Raw genomic sequence first — 21256 nt, forward strand, 5'->3', positions numbered from 1 at the left:
GTATACCTCGACACGCTTCATGGAACAGCGCGGGCGGAAATTCAACCGCCATGAGCGCGCTGCATTGCTGCCAACCTATATTTCAAGGCTGTTTCGGACCTATCAAGCCAGCGAGCTCGCGGGCGGTGTAAAGGCGTAGCCCGCATGAGCGAAGCGATATGCGGGATCTCCGCCCCGGATGTCGCTCCGCTCATCCGGGCTACATTTCTGTTTCGGTCCTATCAGGTCAATGCAACGAACCTGAAGGCGTCGCCGTCGCGCTTGATGTGGCCGGCATTGAAATGCCCGCCGATCACTAGCGTCGGCGTGTCGGCGAAACGCGAGAACAGCTCGCGCCGCGTCGCCGCCGATTGCTTCTGGTCGGAGTCCGCGGTGGACGACCAGTCGAGATGATACATCTGGCAGGGATGATGGGCGACGTCGCCGGTCAACAGCCCTTCCTCGCCGCCGGACTTGATATGGATGCTCATATGGCCCGGGCTGTGGCCCGGCGTCGGGATCAGCGTGATCTCCTCGGTCAGCCTGGTATCGCTTGCCACCAGCTCGGCCTTGCCGGCGTCGGCGATCGGCTTCACCGAATCGGCGAACACGGCGGCGTGCACGGGGTCAATGCTGTGGTCGCGCCAGTGCTCGAATTCGGTCCGGCCGAACACGTAGCGCGCCTTGGCGAAGGTCGGCACCCATTGGCCGCCGGCGAGTTTCGTGTTCCAGCCGACGTGATCGACATGCAGGTGCGTGCACAGCACGGTGTCGATGCTGTCGGGGGCGAAGCCGGCCGCGGTCAATCGCTCCAGGAACGGATCGTTGCGGTTGTTCCAGGTCGGCACGTTGCGGCCCTGCTTGTCGTTGCCGAGCCCGGTGTCGACGATGATGCGGTGCTCGGGCGTTTCCACCAGCAGCGAGTGGATCGACATCTTCAGCCGGCCGTCCTCATTGGCGAAATGCGGGATCAGCCAGGGCAGGCTCTGGATCTCCTCCCGGCCGGCCAGCGGCAGGATGAAGCGGGTGCTGCCGACGGTCTCGAGCTCGACGACCTTGGTGATCCTGACCCTGCCTACCGTCCAGTGCATGCGGCGTGCCCTCCGTTTCTTGTTGCTCTGTCCGGACCATGCGGGTTTCCGCGCGGCGGCGCAATGGATCAAGTCGGCGCGTCCGGCGTTAGCGCCTCATTGGACCAAGGAGTGCATGCATGCCGGAACTCACGATCTCCCCCGAAAAGGTCGGCTTCCTGATCGAGAAGGCACGGGAATTCGACGTCAAGGAAGCCACGGTCGATCCTGCCTCCGGCTCGAACGGCATCGACGACGACATGGTCGACGTGCTCGAGGACGACGGCACCGATCCGGTGGCGCGCGAGATCACCGGCTTCATCAACGCGCTCAGCGAGGACGAGCAGGTCGATCTCGTCGCCTTGATGCGGCTCGGACGCGGTGACGGCACCATCGACGAATGGACCGACCTGCGCCGCGAAGCGGCGCGCGGGCGCAACGGCCGCACCGCGAGCTATCTGCTGGGCGAACCGATGCTCGGCGATCTCCTCGCCGAAGGGCTCGACGAGTTCGGTATCGCGCCGAGCGCCGAGCGGACAACGCCGGTGCAGTAGAAGGAAGCGCAGCAAGGGCCGCAGCCACTTCACCTCTCCCCGTCCTTTACGGGGAGAGGTCGGATCGTATGCAGCGTAGCGGAATGCGATCCGGGTGAGGGGCGGGGCGCGGTGCTCAACAAGGCGCAAAGTGCTCGCCGGATGCAGCCCCTCACCCCAACCCTCTCCCCGTAAGAACGGGGAGAGGGAGAGGTGAGAGCTGGGCGCGCATCACCTTGCGCAATCCACGATCACGGTGCCGATCTTGTCGCCCTTCTCGACGGCGAGATGAGCCTCCGCCGTCTCGGCCAGCGCGAACTGGCCGGCGATGTTGTGGACGCGGGTGCCGGACGCGAGCCATTGGGTGATATCGGCCTGCGCGGCGGCGAGCAGCGTCGGCGGCAGCGCGAACAGCACCAGCGAGCGCACCGTGATGCATTTCTCCATCAGCTCGCGCATCGGCACGACAGGCGTGCGGTTGCCGTTGGTGGCGTAGACCGCGATCATCGAGTTCTGCGCCATCAGCTTCAGCGTGGTCGCGAGGTTGCCGCCGAAATCGACATCGATCACGCGGTCGACGCCGCGGTTCTCGGTGAACGCCATCACCTTGGCGGCGACGTCCTCGGTGCGGTAGTTGACGACCATGTCGGCGCCGGCGAGCCGGGCCTCGATGTCCTTGACCTCCGAGCTCACGGTGGCGATCACCCGTGCGCCGCCCCATTTCGCCAGTTGCACGGCATAGTGGCCGACCGCGCCGGCGCCGCCGGTGACCAGCACCGTCTGGCCCGCGATCGGTCCGTCCGCGAACAGCGCGCACCACGCGGTCATGCAGGGAATGCCGAGCGTCGCGCCGGCCGCGAACGACACATCCGCCGGCAGCGGCGTCACCAGATAGTCGGCGAGCGCGATGTATTCGGCCGCGGTGCCGAAGGCGCGGCCGTTGCGCTGGCCGTTGAACAGCCAGACCCGGTCGCCGACGGCAAAGCGCGTGACGCCTTCACCACACTGGTCGACGATCCCGGCGCCGTCGCTGTTCGGGATCACGCGCGGAAATTCCATCGCGCGATAATTGCCACTGCGGCGGCCGACATCGGCCGGATTGACGCCGGATGCTTCCAGCCGGATGCGGACCTCGCCGGGGCCCGCATCAGGTGTCGGCATCTCGCCGACGGTGAGCACCGTCGGCGCCGCGCCTGTTCTTTCGTACCAGACCGCCCTCATCCAGCGCCCCTTTCCGAAGTTCGTGAACTCGTACAGCGACCTCGCGCGCGAACTTCGGAAAGCAAGAGGGCGCTGGAAGACTCATGAGTCTCTAGTGCCGCTTATCGATTTGAAGTTCCCAATCACCCTCGCCGCGTACAGTGCAGGAACTTCAAATCGGCGGCACTAGAGCGTTCCCGGGAAGGCGCCGCCGTCGAGCAGGATGTTCTGCCCGGTGATGAAGCCGGCCCTGGCGCTGCACAGGAAGGCGCAAGCCTCGCCGAATTCGTCGGGTTGGCCGAAGCGTCCGGCTGGGTTGAGCTTGGCGCGTTCGGCCATCACCTGCTCGATCGGAATTCCGCGCTTCTCGGCTTCGGCCTTGCCGGTGCTGCGCAGACGGTCGGTCTCGAACGGGCCGGGCAACAGGCCATTGATGGTGACGTTGTTGATCACGGTCTTGCGCGACAGGCCGGCGACGAAGCCGGTGAGGCCGGCGCGGGCGCCGTTGGACAGGCCGAGGATCTCGATCGGCGCCTTCACCGCCGCCGAGGTGATGTTGACGATGCGGCCGAACTTGCGCGCCATCATGCCGTCGACGGTGGCCTTGATCAGCTCGATCGGCGTCAGCATGTTGGCGTCGATCGCCTTGATCCAGTCGTCGCGGGTCCAGTTGCGGAAATCGCCGGGCGGCGGGCCGCCGGCATTGTTGATCAGGATGTCCGGATCGGGGCAGGCCTTCAGCGCGGCCTCGCGGCCGGCCGGCGTCGTGATGTCGCCGACGATCTCGTTGACGGTGAGGCCGGGATGCGCCTTGCGGATCTCGTCCGCGGTCTGCTTCAGCGCCTCGGCGCCGCGCGCGGTCAGCGTGACATGCACGCCCTCATTGGCGAGCGCGATCGCGCAGGCGCGGCCCAGTCCCTTGCTCGATGCGCAGACGATGGCGCGGCGGCCCTTTATTCCGAGATCCACGATTTCGCTCCCTGTGATGTCGGGTGGTTTCTGTCAGATACGATAGCGCCATTCTAGCCAAGCTCGGCGCCGCCGATAAGGGATGTGCAATGCATAAGTGCATGCCGGGCAGGAACGGCCGGGCGAAGGCGACCCTAGATGTGCCGCTCGCGCCGCAGCCGCTCGATCGCCATGGTGGCTTCGGGCGGCAATGAGCGGATTCCGCTCTGCCCGACCGCCGAGAACAGCGGCCGCAATTGCGATCCGTTGAGGAATTGCGGCTGCCTGGCAAGCGGGATCAGCTGGTCGAAGATCAGCACCAGGGTGGTGACGACGAGCGCCGCCCTGACCCCGCCGAGCAGCGCCCCGCCGAGCCGGTCGAAGATCCCGATCTCCGAGCCGACCACATCGTCCAACATCATCCGCGCCATCTTTCCGAGCACGGCGCCGATCACGAGGAACAGGCCGAACAGCAGCACGCCGTTCTGCGGAAACGGCGAGGACGGCAGGTTCACGATGTGCGGCCCGATCATAGCTATTGCGGCGACCGCGAGCGGCATGGCGACGAGATAGGCGAGGATCGTGAGCGCGCTGCGCAGCAGGCCGGTCGTGAAACCGGTCACGACAGCAAACAGCAATCCGATGGTGACGGCAGCGTCGAACAGATTCATGGAAGGGAATTCCCCGCCCGATTTCTCTGGCGGTCCCGCATGAATGAATCGGGCTTACATTCGGGACAATTGTAGCTATCAATCGCCCCAGTCTCATTCGGGAAACCAGACGATGTCCGACCTATTCGATGTCAGTAAAGAAATCATCCTCATCACCGGCGCCTCGCAGGGCCTCGGGCGGCAATTCGCACGCGTGCTCGCCGCGCATGGCGCGGCCGTGGTGTTGGCGGCGCGGCAGACCGCGAAGCTGAAGAGCCTCGAGGACGAGATCAAATCGAAGGGCGGCCGTGCCGCGGCGGTGCAGATGGATGTCGCCGACATCGCTGGACTGCCCAAGGCGCTCGATGCCGCCGAGGCCGCGCTCGGCCCGGTCACGGTCCTGATCAACAATGCCGGCATCGCGATCGAGAAGCTCGCGACCGAGCAGACCGAGGCGGATTGGGACGCCGTGGTCGGCGCCAATCTGAAGGGCGCGTATTTCCTCGCCACCGAGCTGGCGCGGCGCATGATTGCGCGCAAGCAGCCGGGCAATATCGTCAACGTCGCCTCGGTGCTGGGGCAGGGCGTTTTGAAGGCGGTCTCGCCCTACGCGATTTCGAAGGCCGGCATGATCCAGGGCACCAAGGCGATGGCGCTGGAGCTCGCCGGCAACAACATCCGCGTCAACGCGCTGGCGCCGGGCTATATCGACACCGAGATGAACCACGATTTCTGGTCGACGCCATCAGGCGAGCGGCTGGCGAAGCGGATTCCGCAGCGCCGGGTCGGCGCGGAGTCCGATCTCGATGGCGCAATCATGCTGCTGGCCTCGAACGCCTCGCGCTACATGACGGGCACGGTGGTGACGGTGGACGGCGGGTTCCTGCTGAATTGATCGTTGCGTCGTGGCCCGGATGAAGCGCAGCGTAATCCGGGATTCACGCGCACAGGACCCCGGATTACGCTTCGCTCCATCCGGGCTACGCTGTCTTGCCGCGGCGCTTATGCCCGCATCTCACCCCTGATCATGTCGGCGGCCTTCTCGCCGATCATGATGGTCGGCGCATTGGTGTTGCCGCCGATCAGCGTCGGCATGATCGAGGCGTCGACCACGCGCAGGGCTTCGAGCCCGTGCACGCGCAGCTTCGGATCGACCACCGCGAGCGGATCATTCGCGCCCATCCTGCAGGTGCCGACCGGGTGATAGACCGTGTCGACCCGCTCGCGCAGGATGTTCCTTATATCGTCGTCGGTGCGCACCTCCGACGTGAACACGTCTTTCTGCTGCAGGGCGCGCAGCGCCGGCGTCTCCATCAGCCGCCGCGTTGTCTTGTAGCCCGCGACCATTGCTTCCAGATCATCGGCCTCGCCGAGGAAATTCGGATCGATCAGCGGCGCGGCCATTGCATCGCCGCTTGCCAGCGCGACGCTGCCGCGGCTCTTCGGCCGCAGCAGGCAGACATGGCAGGAGAAGCCGGTGCCGCCATGGCGCTTGCGGCCGTGGTCGTCGACCATCGCCATGCCGAAATGCAGCTGGATGTCGGGGATGTCGAGGTCGGGCCGCGTCTTCAGGAAGCCGCCGCATTCGGCGAAGTTCGAGGTCAGCGGGCCGCGGCGTTCTTTCCGGTATTGCATGATGGCGCGGAGCAGCCGCGGCATGCCCTTCAGCGAGATGCCGGCGAAGTTCGGGTTGTCGGACATGTAGCCGAAGATGAAGTCCGGATGATCCTGCAGATTCTGCCCGACGCCGGGCAGATGATGCACGCTCGCGATGCCGTGCCTGCCGAGCGCTGCGGCATCGCCGACGCCGGACAGCATCAACAGCTGCGGCGACTGGAATGCACCGGCCGACAGGATCACTTCGCGCCGCGCGCGGAGCTGCTTGATTTCCTTGCCCTGGCGATATTCGACGCCGACTGCGCGCTTGCCTTCGAACAGGATGCGCGTCGCATGCGCGCCGGTCTCGACGCGCAGATTGGCGCGCCTGCCGATATGCGGATGCACATAGGCGCGCGCCGCGCTCCAGCGCTCGCCGTTCTTCTGCGTCACCTGGTAGATGCCGAGGCCCTCATGGTCCTCGGCGTTGAAATCCTCGCGGATGCGGAATTGGGCTTCCTGCGCCGCCTGCAGGAAGGTCTGCTGGATCGGATTGCCGGAGCGCAGCTTGTTGACGGCGAGCGGGCCGCCCTTGCCGTGATACTCGCCGTCGAAATCGGCATTGTGCTCGGCGCGCTTGAAATAGGGCAGCACGTCGGCGAACGCCCAGCCGGGGTTGCCGAGCGCGGCCCAATGGTCGTAATCGGCGCGGTGGCCGCGGATATAGACCATGGCGTTGATCGCCGAGGAGCCGCCGAGCCCCTTGCCGCGCGGCTGATAGCCGATGCGGCCGTTCAGCCCCTTCTGCGGCACGGTGCTGAACGCCCAGTTGTTGATGGTGCCGGCGACCATCAGCACCAGCGCGCCCGGCGTGGTGACCACCCAATTGTCGTTTTTACCGCCGGCATCGAGCAGCGCCACCGAGCTTGCCGCATCCTCCGACAGGCGCCCGGCCACCGCGCAGCCGCCCGAGCCCGCGCCCACCACCACGAAATCGAATGTGTCAGTCACGTGTCCCCCTGTTCCCGGTGTCACGCCAATTCCGGGAATGTCTGTCCTTTGACGGATCGTTGGGCGCAGAAACTCCGCTTTTTCGCGGTTTCGGGCAAGCGCCGGTTCCGCGCGGCCATCAGGCCGGAGAAACCGGTGAATCCGGCGTCACAAAATCCTCAAAAAACCGCTCGCGGGGCTTTCCAAATCCAAGTTGCATTGATACATACGCCCCGCACCCGACGGCTTCGGCCCGGGTTGACGCGTTGGCCGGTCGTTTGAGGCTCCCTTTCTGCAAGGCATGCAACGGTTTAACGCGGGGTGGAGCAGCCCGGTAGCTCGTCAGGCTCATAACCTGAAGGTCATAGGTTCAAATCCTATCCCCGCAACCAAATAAGGTACGAAGCCCCGGTAATCCGAATGGGATTGCCGGGGTTTTGTTTTGTCCGGGACGGTCCGTCATCGCGCGAAACAGGTCATGGCCGCTGTCCTGAGGCATGGTGGCGCGTCGCGCGAGGTGCCTGGCAGGAAACCCGACCGGCGGGAAACCGTTAACTCGTGGCATCCGCGAAGATCAAACTGGCAGAGGTACTGCTATGCGGACGATCTTGATCGTGGAAGACGAGTATTTCATCGCCGACGATTGCGCCGCGCTGGCACGGCAGGCCGGCTATCACGTGGTCGGTCCGTTCGCTTCAATCGATGAAGCACGCCCGCACGCGTCCGGCGCCTCCGGGGCGCTGATCGACATCAACGTCAACGGCACGTCGTCATACAAGCTGATCGATGCCCTGCTCGAGATGGGGACGCCGGTTACGCTGTATACCGGCTACGATCCAAGCATTCTGCCGGCGAAGTATGCGCACCTTCCCGTAGTCACCAAGCCGCGAGGCTGTGCGGAGGCCCTCACGATGCTGCGCAAGCAGATGGACGCGGCCGGGTGAAGCTCATCGCAGCCGCGGCGCAAGCGGGGGCCCGTCGAGCGTAGGCATGACGACCGCTTCCGCCGGCGCGATCGTCGCGTCCGCGGGCAATCGCAGATAGGCCGGATTGAACCCGGCCAGATGCACCAGCCCATTCCAGTCGGTGATCGTGATCATCCTCGCATGCCATTGCAGCAGGTTGCTGCGGCGAAGCTCCCCGATGGTACGGTTGGCATGCATCGCGGATATGCTGCATGCCCCGGCGACGTCGGATGGCGTGAACGGCGAGGGAATCCGCAAGTCCTTTGCCAGGCCGACGGCGCGAAGCCGCATGGCGATCTCGCAGAGCAGATGCGCGACGCGTTCCAGCGCATCGCGGCTGCCGAGATTCACGATCCAGTTGCGCGAACCGGCGGCGTCGCCCAGCATCATCAGCAGAAGTGCGCGCGCAAGCGACGATGACACGCCGCATAAATCCCGAAACACATCATGCGGGACCGATGCGACGACCGCCGGCCCGACCGAGACCAGATCGTAGTCGAGGCGGCCATCGTGGATCGTGTGAAGATCCGGCACATCGCCCGGCACATGGATCGAGATGATCCTGCCGTCACGGCTCCCAGGATCGAGCCAGCAGAGATATCCTTGCAGCAGCAGATGACAATGCGTTGACGTCTCGCCGTGCTGCAGAAGGTAATGACGCGAGTGGTGGTGGTCGATGCTGCCCGGCATCCTGGCCAGCAGATCGAGATCGTCGGCCGACAGCTCGACGAGATTTGCCAGGCGACCGGCAAGTTTTGAGAACGTGGATCCTGCTTGCATGGTGCCGCCCGCAAATGGTCAGCGACGGAGCGTAGTGATGACGTGCAGCTTGTCATTAACTTGTGACAGGTCGCTGCCTGCGCAATTCCGGCCGCAACGTGACGATTTGGTGGTCGCGGGTCTCGAATGGGCACTCGGGGCCGCACCGCGGACGCGCAATCTCATTCCGCTTTCTTCGTCCGGACGAGCAACTATATCGCCCATTGCCCCGTTACCTACCATCACCGGCACACGCTGTCCGCTAGGCGTCGGTGGCTGAGAGACCATCGCGCTCCCGCCTGCAAAGCCGAGGGAGCGCGTCGTGACGCACGCCGAACCGATTCATACGATTGTCCGCAACAGCAAACAGGCCGTGCATGACGCGGCCATCGTCCATCGCGCCCGCGGGATCATCGCGCGATCGCTGGACATTCTGAGGGAAAGCCAGCCCGGGACCTTCCTGGGCGTTCGGCGGCATGCAGAGTTTGCCGATGGCGCGACGTCGGTCGCCGCGCCTGAGCCGGTTTCCGAGGCGATTCCGGAAGGCTCGGGCCGACCGGCCTGAAATCACGCAGTACCGGCGGATTATCCGCGCACCCGCGCGGGCAATGCTGCCGGCCGATTAACCTGTGTCATGGCTGAGGCTCCCGTTCGCCGCTACGAAGTAGCGAGCTGGGGCGGAGTGTCGTGCGTGGCGGTGTATCGGGTCTATGTGCTTGACGAAGCTGGGCGCGTCGCCGGGCCGCCGCACATCCTGGATTGCGCCGACGATGACGAAGCAGCGCTTCGGGCGCGGCAATATCTGGATGGCCAGGTGGTCGAGGTCTGGGCAGGTGCAAGGCTGGTGATTGCGCTCAAACCGGGCAGTGAGCCTGCCTGATCGAGGAGGGATGTACCTACGCGCGCAGGATCAGACCGGCGAGGCTCTGCGCCATCGCGCGATGGTCGAGCGGCTTTTCCCACAATGGGACATCCGCGAACTCATTGCTGATCACGATCTTGTCGTATCCCGAGGTGAACACGATCGGCACGCCGCGCATCTGCAACTCGCGCGCGACAGGATAGATCATCTGCTTGCGGATATTCACATCGAGCACCGCACCGTCGATGGTGCCGCCGTCGTGCAGGATGCGAAGCGCGTCGTCGAGGTCACCGGCCGGGCCGGCGATGTCGGCGCCGAGCGCCCGCAGCGCGCAGCCCATGTCATCGGCGAGGAAATATTCGTCTTCGACGATCAGGACGCGCCGTCCGGTCAAAAGAGGGCGGTCGCGCATGCCAGCAGCAACGAGTTCGGACATATCGGCTCCGGCCGCGCTCAAAGCGCGAAATCACCGTAAAATTGGAACATAGGACGAAAACTCACCTTGTTGCAAACAACGTTGAAAGGGCCGGTTCCATGCCCAATCGCGACATCATCGTCATCGGCGGCTCGGCCGGAGCGACGGCACCGCTGAAGGACATTCTCGGCCGGCTGCCGCCCGACCTGCCGGCTGCGGTATTCATCGTACTGCACATACCGGCTCACGGCATCGGCATCCTCTCCACGGTCGCGAGCGCGGCCGGCAGGCTGCCGGTCCGCCAAGCCGAAAGCGGCATGGTGATCGAAAACAGCCACGTCTATCTGGCGGCGCCGGACCACCATCTGCTGATCCAGGACGGCCACCTCATGCTGGGCCGCGGCCCGCGCGAGAACCTGGTGCGGCCGGCGATCGATCCGTTGTTTCGCTCGGCCGCATTGCACTATGGACCGCGGGTAATCGGCGTGGTGCTGAGCGGGCTGTTGTCCGACGGGGCGGCCGGCCTTACCGCGATCAAGCGCTGCGGCGGGATCGCGTTGGTGCAGGATCCGCAGGACGCCATTTCCGACGAAATGCCGCTGCGGGCGCTGGAGGCGACGACGGTCGATCTCTGCGTCCCGGGAGCCCGGATTGGCGACGTGCTGTCCGATCTGGCCCGCGAACGCGCCGGTGCCGTGCTGCCGATCCCGCCGGAGATCGTGCTGGAGGTGAAGATCGCGGCGGGCGAACGCATCGGCAGCGATACCCTGGTCGATATTGCCGACCCAGCGCCGCTGACCTGTCCCGGCTGCGGCGGCGTCCTGTCCGTGCTCGGGGTGGGACATCCGCTGCGCTTTCGTTGTCAGGTCGGCCACGCCTATACCGCCGACGCCCTCGCCAAGGAGCAGGAAGGGCGGGTCGACGAGGCGCTACGCGTCGCGCTGCGCATCATCGAGGAGCGCGCCGAGCTGGTGCACCGGATGGCGGAGGACGGTCGTCAGCGCGGGCGTCTTGCGGTTGCTCAAATGTATGACGCGCGTGCCGCCGAATACCGCGAATACGGCGATATGATTCGACAAGTCATGCTACAATCGCTCGATCCGAAGCGACCGGCGCGGAAGGAACCGTGATGGCCAGCGCTGAGCACACGAACTGGGCCGAACAGTTGCGGTCCGAGCGTGCGCTGCTGGTGAAGGCGGATGTCGATATCGAGCAGGGTTGGCGGCGCGTCCGCGACCAGCAGGATCTGTTGGATTGGCTGCAGCGCGCGGGCCACGACACCGCGCAGGCTGAACGCCTGGTCGGCCTGCTCAAGCAGACGCTGATCGAATGGGAGCGGCATCGCACTCTGATCGTGCAGAGGGTCGCATACCTCGAGGATCGGGTCACGTCCCACTAGCGGCCGTCTCAGCTCTGAAGGGCAATCGCCCCCGCGCCGAGTTCCGGGGAAGCCGGAGAATTCCCACTTATCTCATTGGGATAGGACTAAACTCTGCTATCAACAGGCGCTGGCAAGACGCCCCGCGAAAGAATGAGAGCCGCTGCAGTCATGAATGATGTCGGCCAACCCAAGAGTGGAGACGAAGAGCGTCAGTCGAAGGCGCCGCTGATCGTAGGAGTTGGCGCGTCCGCCGCCGCCCTCGACAGCATCGAGCGGTTCTTCTCCCGGCTGAGGCTCAATCCGGACCAGGCCGTGGTGCTCGTGCTGCAGTACCGCGATGCGATCGAGGATACCCGGCTGCGCGCAGCGCTGCAGCGCTCGGAAGGCGCCAAACTGTCCGAGATCAGCGACGGCCAGACCGTGGAAGGCGGCGCGATCCATCTTTGCCCGTCCGACATGATCACCACGATTCATGGCGACCGTTTCGCCGTCCGGCGTGCCGAGCAGGCGCGCGGCGAGCGCGCGACCATCGACAGCTTCCTGGTTTCGTTGGCCGAAGAGCGCGCCGAGCAATCGATCGGCGTGGTGCTGGCGGGTACCGGCGGCGACGGCACGCTCGGCGTCGCCACGCTGAAGGATCATGGCGGCCTGGCGATCGCCGAGCGGACCGAAACCGAGCCGCCCAATCCTCACAATGAGGGCAGCTCGGCCGCGGCGATCGCGGACTTCGTGCTACCGCCCGAGGAGATTCCGGAGCATATCGACGTCTACGCCCGCCACCTGCGCCGGCTCGATGAGAAGCAGGGCTTCGACGAGGTGCTGGCGGCGGCCGCCAACTCGCTGGCCCGCATCGCGGATATCCTTCGCAACAAGACCGGCAACGATTTTCACGGCTACAAGCAGAATACGTTCCTGCGCCGTGTCCAGCGCCGCATGCAGGTGGTGCAGATCGACGATATCTCAGGCTATGTCGATTTCCTGAGGAACGACAAGGACGAGGCGCAACATCTCTTCAACGACCTCCTGATCGGCGTCACCGAGTTCTTCCGCGACAAGAAGGAATTCGATGTCCTGGAAACCCAGGTCATTCCGAAAATCTTCGAGGGAAAAGGCGTGGGTCAGCAGGTCCGCGTCTGGGTGCTCGGCTGCGCCACCGGCGAGGAGGCCTATTCGATCGGCATCCTGCTGCGCGAGCATATGGCCAGCCTCGACTCGGTGCCGCAGGTGCAGATCTTTGCGACCGACATCGACGGGCGCGCGCTAGCCACCGCGCGGGTCGGGCGTTACCGCACCAGCATCGAAAGCGACATGACGCCGGAGCGGCTGGCGCGCTGGTTCGTCCGCGAGGGCGACACCTATTGCGTGGTCAAGGAGCTGCGCGAGATGTGCATCTTCTCGCAGCACAACGTTATCAAGGACGCACCGTTCTCCAAGCTCGACCTGGTCTCGTGCCGCAACCTGCTGATCTATCTCAATGCCGAGCTGCAGAACCGGGTCATTCCGCTGTTTCACTTCGCGCTGTTGCCGGACCGCTTCCTGTTTCTCGGCAATTCCGAGAACGTCACGCGGCATCCGAAGCTGTTCGCGCCGGTCGACCGCCGCGCGCGCATCTTCAAGAAGCTCGAGACCGGAACACGGCTGCCCCCGGAATTCCCGATCACGACGTCGGCAGGGCGGGCCACGGTCGACATTCCGCCGGTGCGCCCCATCGGCCCCGATGTCGGCCTCGAGCGCCGTGCGCAGCGCATCGCCGAACGCTACGCGCCGGCCTATGTGATCACCGACGACAGTTTCCACATCCTGCATTTCTCCGGGCGCACCGGCCGCTATATCGAGCCGACCGCGGGCACGGCGACGCTCGACCTGCTGCAACTCGTGCATCGCGACCTTCGGCTGGAGCTGCGGACGGCGCTGAGCCGCGCCGCTGAGACCAATGAAGCCGCACATGCCGAGCAGGTGCAACTCGGCGTCAACGGCCATCGCGTGCTGGTCGACATCACCGCAGAGCCGATCCCGGACGGCGCCGCTGGTCATCGCAATTTCGTCGTGCTGTTCAAGGACGGCCCGATCCGCCCGGTCGATAACGCGGAGAACAATCCCAACATCCTGGTCAGGACCGAGCATGTCGAGCGGCTGGAAAGCGAGCTGCGCGCTACCCGCGAGCGGCTGCAGGCCACCATCGAGGAGCTCGAGAGCACCAATGAGGAGCTGAAGTCCTCCAACGAGGAGTATCAGTCGCTCAATGAGGAGCTGCAATCCGCCAACGAGGAACTGGAGACCTCGCGCGAGGAATTGCAGTCGGTCAACGAGGAACTGACCACCGTCAACGGCGAGCTGGCGCACCGCGTGCAGGAGCTGACCCGTGCCACCAGCGACCTGAAGAACTTCCTCGAGAGCACCCAGATCGCGACTGTGTTCCTGGACAACGATCTGAAGGTGATGAACTTCACGCCGGCGATCACGCAATTGCTGCACTTGGTCGAGACCGATGTCGGCCGCCCGATCGGGCATATCAAGGCGCGGATTCCGATCGAGGAGCTCTATGACGATGTTCGGCGCGTGCTGCGGACGCTGGCGAGCGCCGAGCGCGAGCTGACGGCGCCCGACAGCGGCACGCGCTACATCGTGCGCATCCTGCCTTACCGCAGCATCGACAATTTCATCGCCGGCGTCGTGATCACCTTCATCGACGTTACCGCCATCACCCGGGCCGAGGAGCGGCAGCGGCTGCTGCTCGCCGAGTTGCAGCACCGCGTCCGCAACACGCTCGGCGTGGTCCGCTCGATCGCGCGGCGCTCGGCCGAGACGAGCGCGAGCGTCGAGGAATATTCCTCGCACCTCGATGGCCGCCTCAACGCCTTTGCCAGGACCCAGTCGCTGGTGACGCGCGACCCGGAAGGCGGCGTCGACCTCGAATACCTCGTGGTCGAGGAACTGCTGGCCTACAACGCCCGAGAGGGCGAGCAACTGCGGGTGTCCGGCCCGAAGATCCGTCTGCAGCCCAAGGCCGCGGAGACGTTCGCGCTGGCGATCCACGAGCTTGCCACCAACGCGCTGAAATACGGCGCGCTGAGCAACACGGCGGGCCGTATCGAAGTCTCATGGCACATCGATGATGCCGCCGATCGACGGCAGCTCGTGTTCGACTGGCGCGAGCGCAGCGGACCTGCGGTGACGCCGCCGCGCCGCCGGGGATTCGGGTCGGAGCTCCTCGAACGGACGCTGGCATTCGAATTCAAGGGCAAGAGCACGCTTGCCTTCGAGCCGTCAGGACTCCACTGCACGATCGCGATCCCGATGAGCCCGCAGGCCATCCATACGCCGAGCATGGGGAGCTAGATGCATCCCCCGATGCTCGAGGGTAATCTGGCGCAGCCGGTGATCCGGCGGCTCAACGCCTTGCGCCAGTTGTCCGACCGGGGGATCGCGCTGCTGCAACAGGCAATCCAGGACGGGCTGCAGCGGGCGCGTGCGGGCGAAGACATCGTCAGCGAGGGCGACCCGGTCGACGGCGTCAGGATCATCCTGTCGGGCTGGCTCTGCCGCTACAAGACGCTGGAGGACGGCCGCCGCCAGATCGTCAACTTCGTCCTGCCGGGCGATAGCTGCGATGCCTGCGTCTATCTGCTCTCGGTGATGGATCACTCGATCGGCGCGCTCACCCCGGTTACCTATGCCGAGATCGAGCGGGCCGCCTTCGAGAAGCTATTGGCCGGCGACCGTTCGCTGGCGGAGGCGCTGTGGTGTGAAACCATGGTGAACAGCGCGATCCAGCGCGAATGGACCGTCAATATCGGCCGTCGCATAGCGCTGGAGCGGATCGCGCATCTGTTGTGCGAACTCCACGAGCGGCTGCTTCCGGTCGGCATGATCGAGGATGGCTCCTGCCTGTTTCCGATCACGCAGATGGATCTGGCCGATGCCACCGGCCTGTCCGTGGTGCACGTCAACCGTACCCTGCAGGAGTTGCGCGGCGCCGGCCTGATCGTGCTGCGCGACCGCACGCTGACGATCACCGACCTGAAAGTCCTGCAGGGCACGGCGTTGTTTTCGGCCGACTATCTGCATACCAAGCGGCGGGGCTAGGCGCAGCGTCTTGCAGCGTTTGTCGCGTGACGGCGCGAATTCCACGCGTCGACTTAACATACTTGAAATCGCGTCGCGTCGCCGCGCGTTACGATGCAGCTCAATTCGTGAGGGCTGGAGGCGGCAATGCTCGACAGTGAAACCGCGGCGGTGGTTCGTGCCGTGCTTGACGAGGTTTGCGGGGATGTACCGCAAACCGACACGACGCGGCGGACGAGCGTGGCGTCGGGACTGTTGCAGGCTATTCGCGAGGGGCGTTCGTCGATCGAAGAGCTCAGACTTGCCGGCCGCGCCGCGCTCCGGACTGTGCCGACCATGTGGCGCTGAAGCCCCGCACGGTTTGCGCTGCACCTTTGCAAAGGTTAGTGCCGGAACTTGCTGAGCGGCGCAGGCTGTCGTAGCTGGCGTCCCGCCGGGTGCCGGCTCAACCAGGAGAAGCCGCCAGGACCCCGGCTCGAAGCCCCACAGCCGGGGTCCTTCTGCGCGCGGCCGGTACAAGCACCAAATCCGCAACCACGATCGGGGAAGACTGACGGTGCTCGACGCACATCGCGATGATCAGGTCGTGAGCAGAAGAGTGGGCCTCGCCTCGGCAGGGCCTCTTTATCGGCCGTAACCTTCACCGGCCGTCACGGATCGCGCCGGCTCATGCGCTAGGAACTTTGGCTCCTCCGCCAGATTGTCAGGACGACGTGGACGGAGGAGGCTTGCATGAACCAGGTGATTTATCTCGTAGGGCTGATCGTGGTCATTTTGGCGATATTGTCATTCTTCGGTCTGCGGTAGGCCCGTCATGGATAGCGAGCATGGGCTTGCCGTGTCCGCCGCCAACCGGACCGGCCTTCGGCTGCAATGGAGCCCCATATTCGCCGGCGCGCTGGCCGCGACGGCGTTGTCGGTGATCCTGATCGGCTTCGCAGCGGCCGTCGGTCTGGGCGTGAGTTCGACCTCGCCGTCATGGCGTGACGCGTCGGCGTCGCTGGCGCTGCTGTCCGGGTTGTATTTGATCCTGCAGGCGCTGGTGAGTTTCGGCGTCGGCGGCTACATCGCCGGCCGCGTGCAACGCGTGGTCGACGCGATGCCGGCCGATGCGATTGAAAGCCGTGACGGGCTTCATGGACTGATGGCGTGGGCACTCGCGGTCATCATGGGCGCGGCACTTATCGCGCTGATCGGCCTGTCGACCACGCGTCCGGTGATTCAAACCCGGCCGTCCGCGACGGCGGCCGAGCCGCTGCTCAGCGCCGAGCTCGACCGGCTGTACCGCTCGGTGCGACGGCCGGCCAATATCGATATCGGCTATGATCGCGCGGAGGCGGGCCGCATCCTGCTGACCAGCACCGGCAGCAGCGGCGTCAGCAACGACGATCACAGCTATCTGATCCAGCAGGTCGCAGCCGCGACCGGTCTCGCCGCTCCCGATGCGGAGAAGCGCGTCGACAGCGTCCTGGGCGATGCACGAACCGCGATCCAGCGCTCGCGGCGCAGCGCGGTGATCCTGGCGTTCTCGATCGCAGCGGCGTTGCTGTTCGGCGCGGTCGCGGCCTGGGCCGCCGCCTGCGCGGGCGGCCGGCATCGCGACGGTGCTGCGCTGCCGGAATGGATGGGCGGCAGGCCGACGACCGCCGTGCCTGTGGTGTGATGCAATTGGTGATGTCCTTCAAAGGAGACGGCAATGGCAATGATTGTGGTGATGGACCATTCCGGTGACACGCGGCAGCCGTTCGATCCGAACGACAGCGAACAGCTGGCCTGGGCGAATGCCCGGTTCGCCGAGCTGACGTCGGACGGCTACACCGCCGCGGTGCGGCGGTCCTCCGGCGAGGCCGAACGCGTCCGCGCGCTGGACCCGACCGCCGAGGAGACCCTGTTCTATCCGAGGCTGGTCGGCGGCTGACGCCATGATGGCTCGTCTGCGCGAGGTGTCGCTGCGGTCTGCGCTCCACGCCGCCTTCGGTACCTTGCGCGCCACCCTGGCTGCGATCCGGGAGCGCTGGCGGGCCTATGAGAAGATCGAGTTGCGCGCGCTCGCGCTGATGACCGCCTGGCTATCGCCGGAGCAGCGCGCGCAATTCGCGAAGTACAATCGCTTCGACGTCATCGGTTCGGAGTCCGGCAAGCGATACCGGATCTGCTACGGCACCTCGACCAATGTCTATGAGATGGACGGCAACGACCGCGTCGTGGTCGGCTGGTGCTTCCGGCCCGCAGGCTCGCTGGTCGCGGGCGACGTGATGCTCGCGCAGAAGATCGCATTGGAAACCGACGAGCGTGCGACACTGATCGTGGCGCGGCCATTCCCCAGCACGCTGCCGCCGCGTGCGCATCTCCCTCCAGTCAGCTAGCCGCGCGGCCGGGCGCAGGAACGTCGATCAACCTGCCGGGTTGTCGGATGCCGTTTCACGATGGACCTCGCCATGCGCGCCACCAGCCAGCCGTCATCGCTCAGCCTGATCGTCAGTTCTTATCTGGCCGATTGGCGACGATGGATCGGGAAGATGGTGAGCGGCTACGCACTCGCCGGCGGCTTCATGCTGATCGGCGCGGTCTCGATTCTGGTCGCAATCGGCGTCGGAGTCGCCGCGGGCTTCCACGCCATCGAGCTGCATTACGGAATCTGGACCGCCTATGCCGCGATCGGCGGCGCCTTTGCGTTGCTCGGACTACTTGGGCTCGTGATAGGCCGCGTGCTGCTCGCGCGTCCGGCGCCGCACGTACCGCGCGGAAGCCGACAGGCCGCCATGCTCAAGCGCGCGGTCGCGGTGCCGGTCGCCGCACGCCTGATCGCGACCTCGAGGTCGGGAGCAGATACTACGACAAAGGCTCTGGCTGCGGGGGCGGTCATCCTGCTGGCCGGCTGGTTTGCCGCATCGCGCTTCAGGCGTCGGCCCGACGCCATCCGGGACCAGCAATGACGCCACGCTCCCCTTGGCCCAACGACCTGATGCTCGCCGGTGCGACGGCGCTGGCTACGCTCGCGCTCTATCGACATGTCGCGCGAGCGGAGACGCCGCCCGCTCGGCAGCGCGGCGCCGCGACCACGGCGATCGAAACGCAGGATCGCGGGCGGCTGGCCGACACGCCGCTGCAGATCCCGCGCCCCGGCTGGAAGGATATCCTGCTGCGCACCTATCAGCAGATCGACGAGGACCGGCTGCTGGCGACCGCCGCCGGCGTCGTGTTCTACGGCCTGCTGGCGATCTTTCCGGCGATCACCGCACTGGTTTCGAGCTACGGCCTGTTCGCCGATCCGTCCACGATCTCATCCAATCTGCAGAGCCTCGCACTGATGCTGCCGGAAGGTTCGTACACGATCGTGCAGGACCAGATCGGTCGGGTGCTCGCGAAGGGCAACTCGGCGCTCGGGCTGACCTTTGCGGTCGGCCTCTTGATCGCGATCTGGAGCGCCAATGCCGGCATGAAGGCGATCTTCGACGCGCTCAACGTCGTCTATGACGAGAAGGAGAAGCGCGGCTTCTTCAAGCTCAACCTGATATCCCTCGCATTCACCGTCGCAGCCTTGATCTCGATCATGCTGATGGTCGCGGCGGTGATCGTGGTCCCGCTGCTGCTGCAGCAGGTCGGACTGGGCACGAAAGCCGAGCTCATCGTCCGGTTCGGACGGTGGCCTATCCTGGCGCTGCTGCTCCTCACCGCGCTCGCGGTGCTTTACCGCTATGGTCCCAGCCGGACCAAGCCGCGCTGGCAGTGGCTGAGCGTCGGCGCCGTCGCGGCCGCCGCGCTGTGGCTGATCGGTTCGGCGCTGCTCTCGTGGTATCTCGCGAATTTCGGCGATTACAACGCAACCTATGGCTCGCTCGGCGCGGCCATCGGCCTGATGACCTGGATGTGGATGTCCGCGATCATCGTGCTGTGCGGAGCCGAATTGAACTCGGAGATCGAGCACCAGACGGCGATCGACTCGACCGAAGGGCGCCGCGAGCCGCTTGGCGCGCGCGGCGCAACCATGGCCGACACGGTCGGCGAGGCGACATAGCAGATGGCGCGCGCGTGCAGGTCTTGGTCCGCTTGCGAAGTCTTGCCGCATGGTAGCGAGGAACGATGCCTCGGCCGGCTCGTTGATCGATCACATTGTACAAGGGAGAATTGCAATGGATTGGAATCGTGTCGAAGGCAACTGGAAACAGGTCAAGGGCAAGGTCAAGGAGCAGTGGGGCAAGCTCACCGATGACGACCTCGATGTGATCGCCGGCAAGCAGGACCAGCTCGAAGGCCGCCTGCAGCAGCGCTACGGCTACGCGAAGGACCAGGCTACGAAGGAAGTGAACGACTGGTACGGCCGCCAGAAATGGTGAGCCTAATCGCAGCTGCCTGATCGCAGCACGGGCCCCGCTTCGGCGGGGCCTTTTGCTTGTTCTGACAAGGATAGCTGCCGCGTCGGCGGTGCGCTCCCTCGCCCCGTCCTTACGGAGAGAGGCAAAGAGAATAGCGGTCTACTCCGCCGGTGCCGGTGGCGGCGGCGCTTTCACCGGTGCCTTGTCGACCTTCTTCGACCATGACCGGTAGTAGGCGAGCAGGGTCATCAGCACGATGCCGACCACGCTGACCAGGACCTGCATCGACAGGCTGCCGGACACCTCGACCAGCAGCACGTGGGCGATCACGGCAAGGAATACGCCGGAGCAGAACACCTCGAGCGACTGCTGGCCGCATTTGATGATCGGCTGGAGGATCGGTGATTCATAGCCGGCCCACTCGCGCGGCAGGTAGCGGGTGACGAAGAAGGCCAGGATCACGAAGTGCAGCACGCGGTAGGGCGCGAGGTTGGTCTTGTCGTTCGGATTGAACGCGTCATAGAGCCAGGCCGGCATCGCCTGCCCAAGCTCGGGGAAGCGTCCGGCCAGCGTCATCACCAGCGCGAACAACAGATACGCAGCGCCCAGCACCAGGAAGCTTTGCGAGCGGATGAACTTGATCGATTCGCTGGCGCCGCCGAGTGCGAACCAGCCGCCGAACACGAACAGGAACTGCCAGCAGAACGGATTGAAATACCAAGTGCCGCCCGGATAGGCCGGCAGATTCCAGCCGAAATGGCGCGCGGCGAGATAGAGCAGGAACGACAGCACGAGCGTCAGATTGAGCCGCCGCAGCATCATCGCGAGCACCAGCGGATAGACCACCATCAGCGCGATATAGAGCGGCAGCACGTCCATATTGACCGGCTTGAATGCGAGCAACAGGCCCTGATAGAGCGTCTCGGCCGGGTTGTGCATGAAGCCGGCGACGTTGAACTCGTTCTCCAGGTTCGGATCGTGGTAGCGCTGCGCGAGATAGCCGATCTCGGCGATGTAGATCACGAACAGCAGCACATGCGCGACATAGATCTGCCAGGCCCGCTTGACGAGGCGGGTGGCGCCGATCACGAAGCCGCGCTCCATCATGATCCGCGCATAGACGAACGAGGCGGTGTAGCCGGAGATGAACACGAACAGGTCGGCCGCGTCGCTGAAGCCGAAGTTCTTCTGCGTGACCCAGTTGACCGCGTTGTTCGGGATATGGTCGAGGTAGATCGCCCAGTTGGCGAAGCCGCGCAGCAGGTCGAGCCGATAGTCGCGCCCACGCGGCGGCAGCACAGCCTTGACGTCCATGGGTCCGTTCCCCTTGCCCAATCCGCGCGACACCAGGCTCGCGAGGTCTTCACGGCGTCATATTAGAGCATGAACGAGACAAGTGTGTAGTGGGGGTGGGAAGCATCGCTTCAACCGCGACGTCGTAGGGTGGGCAAAGGAGCGTTAGCGACGTGCCCGCCATTCCCGGCGTGCTCGTGATGGTGGGCACGCTTCGCTTTGCCCACCCTGCGA

At 65.2% G+C, this 21256-nt stretch carries 24 protein-coding genes and 1 tRNA gene; 17 read left to right on the top strand and 8 right to left on the bottom strand.

Annotated features, from left to right (window positions below; translation table 11 throughout):
* Positions 1–221 precede the first annotated feature (221 nt).
* Positions 222–1070 (bottom strand): MBL fold metallo-hydrolase, encoded by an 849-nt coding sequence (locus tag JQ633_RS28250; protein WP_211988380.1) that lies wholly within the window; start codon positions 1068–1070, stop codon positions 222–224.
* Between the two features lie 119 nt (positions 1071–1189).
* Here JQ633_RS28250 and JQ633_RS28255 point away from each other — a divergent pair, with 119 nt between their 5' ends.
* The gene (locus JQ633_RS28255; protein ID WP_211988381.1) at positions 1190–1603 is read left to right on the top strand and encodes a DUF3775 domain-containing protein; all 414 of its coding nucleotides are present in this window, start codon (positions 1190–1192) and stop codon (positions 1601–1603) included.
* 210 nt (positions 1604–1813) lie between these two features.
* Here the strand turns inward: JQ633_RS28255 and JQ633_RS28260 are convergent, their stop codons facing one another.
* From JQ633_RS28260 to JQ633_RS28270, 3 genes are all read right to left on the bottom strand, one after another.
* Complete coding sequence (locus tag JQ633_RS28260) at positions 1814–2803, bottom strand: NADPH:quinone reductase (protein WP_211988382.1); 990 nt, start codon at positions 2801–2803, stop codon at positions 1814–1816.
* A gap of 165 nt (positions 2804–2968) precedes the next feature.
* Positions 2969–3751, bottom strand: coding sequence for an SDR family oxidoreductase (locus JQ633_RS28265; RefSeq protein ID WP_211988383.1), 783 nt, complete (start codon positions 3749–3751; stop codon positions 2969–2971).
* A 134-nt stretch (positions 3752–3885) separates the two neighbouring features.
* Positions 3886–4401, bottom strand: a complete 516-nt coding sequence (locus JQ633_RS28270; RefSeq protein ID WP_211988384.1) for a CvpA family protein — start codon at positions 4399–4401, stop codon at positions 3886–3888.
* A 112-nt stretch (positions 4402–4513) separates the two neighbouring features.
* On the opposite strand from JQ633_RS28270, the gene JQ633_RS28275 reads away from it, so the two are divergent.
* Complete coding sequence (locus JQ633_RS28275; RefSeq protein WP_211988385.1) at positions 4514–5275, top strand: SDR family NAD(P)-dependent oxidoreductase; 762 nt, start codon at positions 4514–4516, stop codon at positions 5273–5275.
* Positions 5276–5382: 107 nt separating this feature from the next.
* Here JQ633_RS28275 and JQ633_RS28280 read toward each other — a convergent pair whose 3' ends face one another.
* Positions 5383–6987 (bottom strand): GMC family oxidoreductase, encoded by a 1605-nt coding sequence (locus JQ633_RS28280; protein ID WP_211988386.1) that lies wholly within the window; start codon positions 6985–6987, stop codon positions 5383–5385.
* 294 nt (positions 6988–7281) lie between these two features.
* Between JQ633_RS28280 and JQ633_RS28285 the strand changes: the two genes are divergently transcribed.
* Together JQ633_RS28285 and JQ633_RS28290 are read left to right on the top strand one after the other, a co-directional pair.
* Positions 7282–7358: transfer RNA gene (locus JQ633_RS28285), tRNA-Met, on the top strand.
* A 204-nt stretch (positions 7359–7562) separates the two neighbouring features.
* Positions 7563–7910 carry a response regulator gene (locus JQ633_RS28290; RefSeq protein WP_211988387.1) on the top strand — a complete coding sequence of 116 codons (348 nt, stop codon included), beginning with the start codon at positions 7563–7565 and terminating at the stop codon, positions 7908–7910.
* A 3-nt stretch (positions 7911–7913) separates the two neighbouring features.
* Here JQ633_RS28290 and JQ633_RS28295 read toward each other — a convergent pair whose 3' ends face one another.
* Complete coding sequence (locus JQ633_RS28295) at positions 7914–8621, bottom strand: Crp/Fnr family transcriptional regulator (RefSeq protein ID WP_249159703.1); 708 nt, start codon at positions 8619–8621, stop codon at positions 7914–7916.
* Between the two features lie 391 nt (positions 8622–9012).
* On the opposite strand from JQ633_RS28295, the gene JQ633_RS28300 reads away from it, so the two are divergent.
* Both JQ633_RS28300 and JQ633_RS28305 read left to right on the top strand, forming a co-directional pair.
* A complete protein-coding gene (locus JQ633_RS28300; protein ID WP_211988389.1) occupies positions 9013–9255 on the top strand; it encodes a hypothetical protein in 243 nt (80 codons plus the stop codon).
* A 126-nt stretch (positions 9256–9381) separates the two neighbouring features.
* Complete coding sequence (locus JQ633_RS28305; protein ID WP_211988390.1) at positions 9382–9570, top strand: hypothetical protein; 189 nt, start codon at positions 9382–9384, stop codon at positions 9568–9570.
* Between the two features lie 16 nt (positions 9571–9586).
* On the opposite strand, the gene JQ633_RS28310 is transcribed toward JQ633_RS28305, so the two are convergent.
* Complete coding sequence (locus JQ633_RS28310; protein ID WP_249159704.1) at positions 9587–9988, bottom strand: response regulator; 402 nt, start codon at positions 9986–9988, stop codon at positions 9587–9589.
* Between the two features lie 98 nt (positions 9989–10086).
* Here JQ633_RS28310 and JQ633_RS28315 point away from each other — a divergent pair, with 98 nt between their 5' ends.
* From JQ633_RS28315 to JQ633_RS28365, 11 genes are all read left to right on the top strand, one after another.
* The gene (locus JQ633_RS28315; protein WP_211988391.1) at positions 10087–11097 is read left to right on the top strand and encodes a chemotaxis protein CheB; all 1011 of its coding nucleotides are present in this window, start codon (positions 10087–10089) and stop codon (positions 11095–11097) included.
* Positions 11097–11366 carry a hypothetical protein gene (locus tag JQ633_RS28320; RefSeq protein ID WP_211988392.1) on the top strand — a complete coding sequence of 90 codons (270 nt, stop codon included), beginning with the start codon at positions 11097–11099 and terminating at the stop codon, positions 11364–11366. Before JQ633_RS28315 ends, JQ633_RS28320 begins: the two co-directional genes overlap by 1 nt.
* Positions 11367–11516: 150 nt before the next feature.
* A complete protein-coding gene (locus tag JQ633_RS28325; protein ID WP_211988393.1) occupies positions 11517–14687 on the top strand; it encodes a CheR family methyltransferase in 3171 nt (1056 codons plus the stop codon).
* Complete coding sequence (locus JQ633_RS28330) at positions 14688–15434, top strand: Crp/Fnr family transcriptional regulator (protein ID WP_211988394.1); 747 nt, start codon at positions 14688–14690, stop codon at positions 15432–15434.
* 126 nt (positions 15435–15560) lie between these two features.
* Positions 15561–15761 carry a hypothetical protein gene (locus JQ633_RS28335; protein WP_211988395.1) on the top strand — a complete coding sequence of 67 codons (201 nt, stop codon included), beginning with the start codon at positions 15561–15563 and terminating at the stop codon, positions 15759–15761.
* A 466-nt stretch (positions 15762–16227) separates the two neighbouring features.
* On the top strand, positions 16228–17076 hold the full coding sequence (locus JQ633_RS28340) for a hypothetical protein (protein WP_211988396.1): 849 nt from the start codon (positions 16228–16230) through the stop codon (positions 17074–17076).
* 33 nt (positions 17077–17109) lie between these two features.
* On the top strand, positions 17110–17331 hold the full coding sequence (locus JQ633_RS28345; protein ID WP_211988397.1) for a hypothetical protein: 222 nt from the start codon (positions 17110–17112) through the stop codon (positions 17329–17331).
* 7 nt (positions 17332–17338) lie between these two features.
* Positions 17339–17779 carry a hypothetical protein gene (locus JQ633_RS28350; RefSeq protein ID WP_211988539.1) on the top strand — a complete coding sequence of 147 codons (441 nt, stop codon included), beginning with the start codon at positions 17339–17341 and terminating at the stop codon, positions 17777–17779.
* Between the two features lie 60 nt (positions 17780–17839).
* Complete coding sequence (locus JQ633_RS28355; protein WP_211988398.1) at positions 17840–18349, top strand: hypothetical protein; 510 nt, start codon at positions 17840–17842, stop codon at positions 18347–18349.
* The gene (locus tag JQ633_RS28360) at positions 18346–19431 is read left to right on the top strand and encodes a YihY/virulence factor BrkB family protein (protein ID WP_211988399.1); all 1086 of its coding nucleotides are present in this window, start codon (positions 18346–18348) and stop codon (positions 19429–19431) included. Before JQ633_RS28355 ends, JQ633_RS28360 begins: the two co-directional genes overlap by 4 nt.
* A gap of 115 nt (positions 19432–19546) precedes the next feature.
* Positions 19547–19750: a CsbD family protein gene (locus tag JQ633_RS28365; RefSeq protein WP_097671907.1), complete on the top strand. Its 204-nt coding sequence runs from the start codon at positions 19547–19549 to the stop codon at positions 19748–19750.
* A gap of 138 nt (positions 19751–19888) precedes the next feature.
* On the opposite strand, the gene JQ633_RS28370 is transcribed toward JQ633_RS28365, so the two are convergent.
* Positions 19889–21043 (bottom strand): OpgC domain-containing protein, encoded by a 1155-nt coding sequence (locus tag JQ633_RS28370; protein ID WP_211988400.1) that lies wholly within the window; start codon positions 21041–21043, stop codon positions 19889–19891.
* Positions 21044–21256: the final 213 nt, after the last annotated feature.

It is taken from the genome of Bradyrhizobium tropiciagri, from assembly GCF_018130505.1.
GTDB lineage: Bacteria > Pseudomonadota > Alphaproteobacteria > Rhizobiales > Xanthobacteraceae > Bradyrhizobium > Bradyrhizobium tropiciagri_B.

What these genes read in the sequence shown, in the direction of transcription:
- JQ633_RS28290 (WP_211988387.1), top strand. Translation starts at nt 7,563, where the DNA reads ATGCGGACGATCTTGATCGTGGAAGACGAGTATTTCATCGCCGACGAT.
- JQ633_RS28325 (WP_211988393.1), top strand. Translation starts at nt 11,517, where the DNA reads ATGAATGATGTCGGCCAACCCAAGAGTGGAGACGAAGAGCGTCAGTCG.
- JQ633_RS28275 (WP_211988385.1), top strand. Translation starts at nt 4,514, where the DNA reads ATGTCCGACCTATTCGATGTCAGTAAAGAAATCATCCTCATCACCGGC.
- JQ633_RS28320 (WP_211988392.1), top strand. Translation starts at nt 11,097, where the DNA reads ATGGCCAGCGCTGAGCACACGAACTGGGCCGAACAGTTGCGGTCCGAG.
- JQ633_RS28315 (WP_211988391.1), top strand. Translation starts at nt 10,087, where the DNA reads ATGCCCAATCGCGACATCATCGTCATCGGCGGCTCGGCCGGAGCGACG.
- JQ633_RS28310 (WP_249159704.1), bottom strand. Translation starts at nt 9,988, where the DNA reads ATGTCCGAACTCGTTGCTGCTGGCATGCGCGACCGCCCTCTTTTGACC.
- JQ633_RS28260 (WP_211988382.1), bottom strand. Translation starts at nt 2,803, where the DNA reads ATGAGGGCGGTCTGGTACGAAAGAACAGGCGCGGCGCCGACGGTGCTC.
- JQ633_RS28360 (WP_211988399.1), top strand. Translation starts at nt 18,346, where the DNA reads ATGACGCCACGCTCCCCTTGGCCCAACGACCTGATGCTCGCCGGTGCG.
- JQ633_RS28270 (WP_211988384.1), bottom strand. Translation starts at nt 4,401, where the DNA reads ATGAATCTGTTCGACGCTGCCGTCACCATCGGATTGCTGTTTGCTGTC.
- JQ633_RS28340 (WP_211988396.1), top strand. Translation starts at nt 16,228, where the DNA reads ATGGATAGCGAGCATGGGCTTGCCGTGTCCGCCGCCAACCGGACCGGC.
- JQ633_RS28295 (WP_249159703.1), bottom strand. Translation starts at nt 8,621, where the DNA reads ATGCCGGGCAGCATCGACCACCACCACTCGCGTCATTACCTTCTGCAG.
- JQ633_RS28370 (WP_211988400.1), bottom strand. Translation starts at nt 21,043, where the DNA reads ATGGACGTCAAGGCTGTGCTGCCGCCGCGTGGGCGCGACTATCGGCTC.
- JQ633_RS28345 (WP_211988397.1), top strand. Translation starts at nt 17,110, where the DNA reads ATGGCAATGATTGTGGTGATGGACCATTCCGGTGACACGCGGCAGCCG.
- JQ633_RS28355 (WP_211988398.1), top strand. Translation starts at nt 17,840, where the DNA reads ATGGACCTCGCCATGCGCGCCACCAGCCAGCCGTCATCGCTCAGCCTG.
- JQ633_RS28255 (WP_211988381.1), top strand. Translation starts at nt 1,190, where the DNA reads ATGCCGGAACTCACGATCTCCCCCGAAAAGGTCGGCTTCCTGATCGAG.
- JQ633_RS28350 (WP_211988539.1), top strand. Translation starts at nt 17,339, where the DNA reads ATGGCTCGTCTGCGCGAGGTGTCGCTGCGGTCTGCGCTCCACGCCGCC.
- JQ633_RS28330 (WP_211988394.1), top strand. Translation starts at nt 14,688, where the DNA reads ATGCATCCCCCGATGCTCGAGGGTAATCTGGCGCAGCCGGTGATCCGG.
- JQ633_RS28365 (WP_097671907.1), top strand. Translation starts at nt 19,547, where the DNA reads ATGGATTGGAATCGTGTCGAAGGCAACTGGAAACAGGTCAAGGGCAAG.
- JQ633_RS28335 (WP_211988395.1), top strand. Translation starts at nt 15,561, where the DNA reads ATGCTCGACAGTGAAACCGCGGCGGTGGTTCGTGCCGTGCTTGACGAG.
- JQ633_RS28250 (WP_211988380.1), bottom strand. Translation starts at nt 1,070, where the DNA reads ATGCACTGGACGGTAGGCAGGGTCAGGATCACCAAGGTCGTCGAGCTC.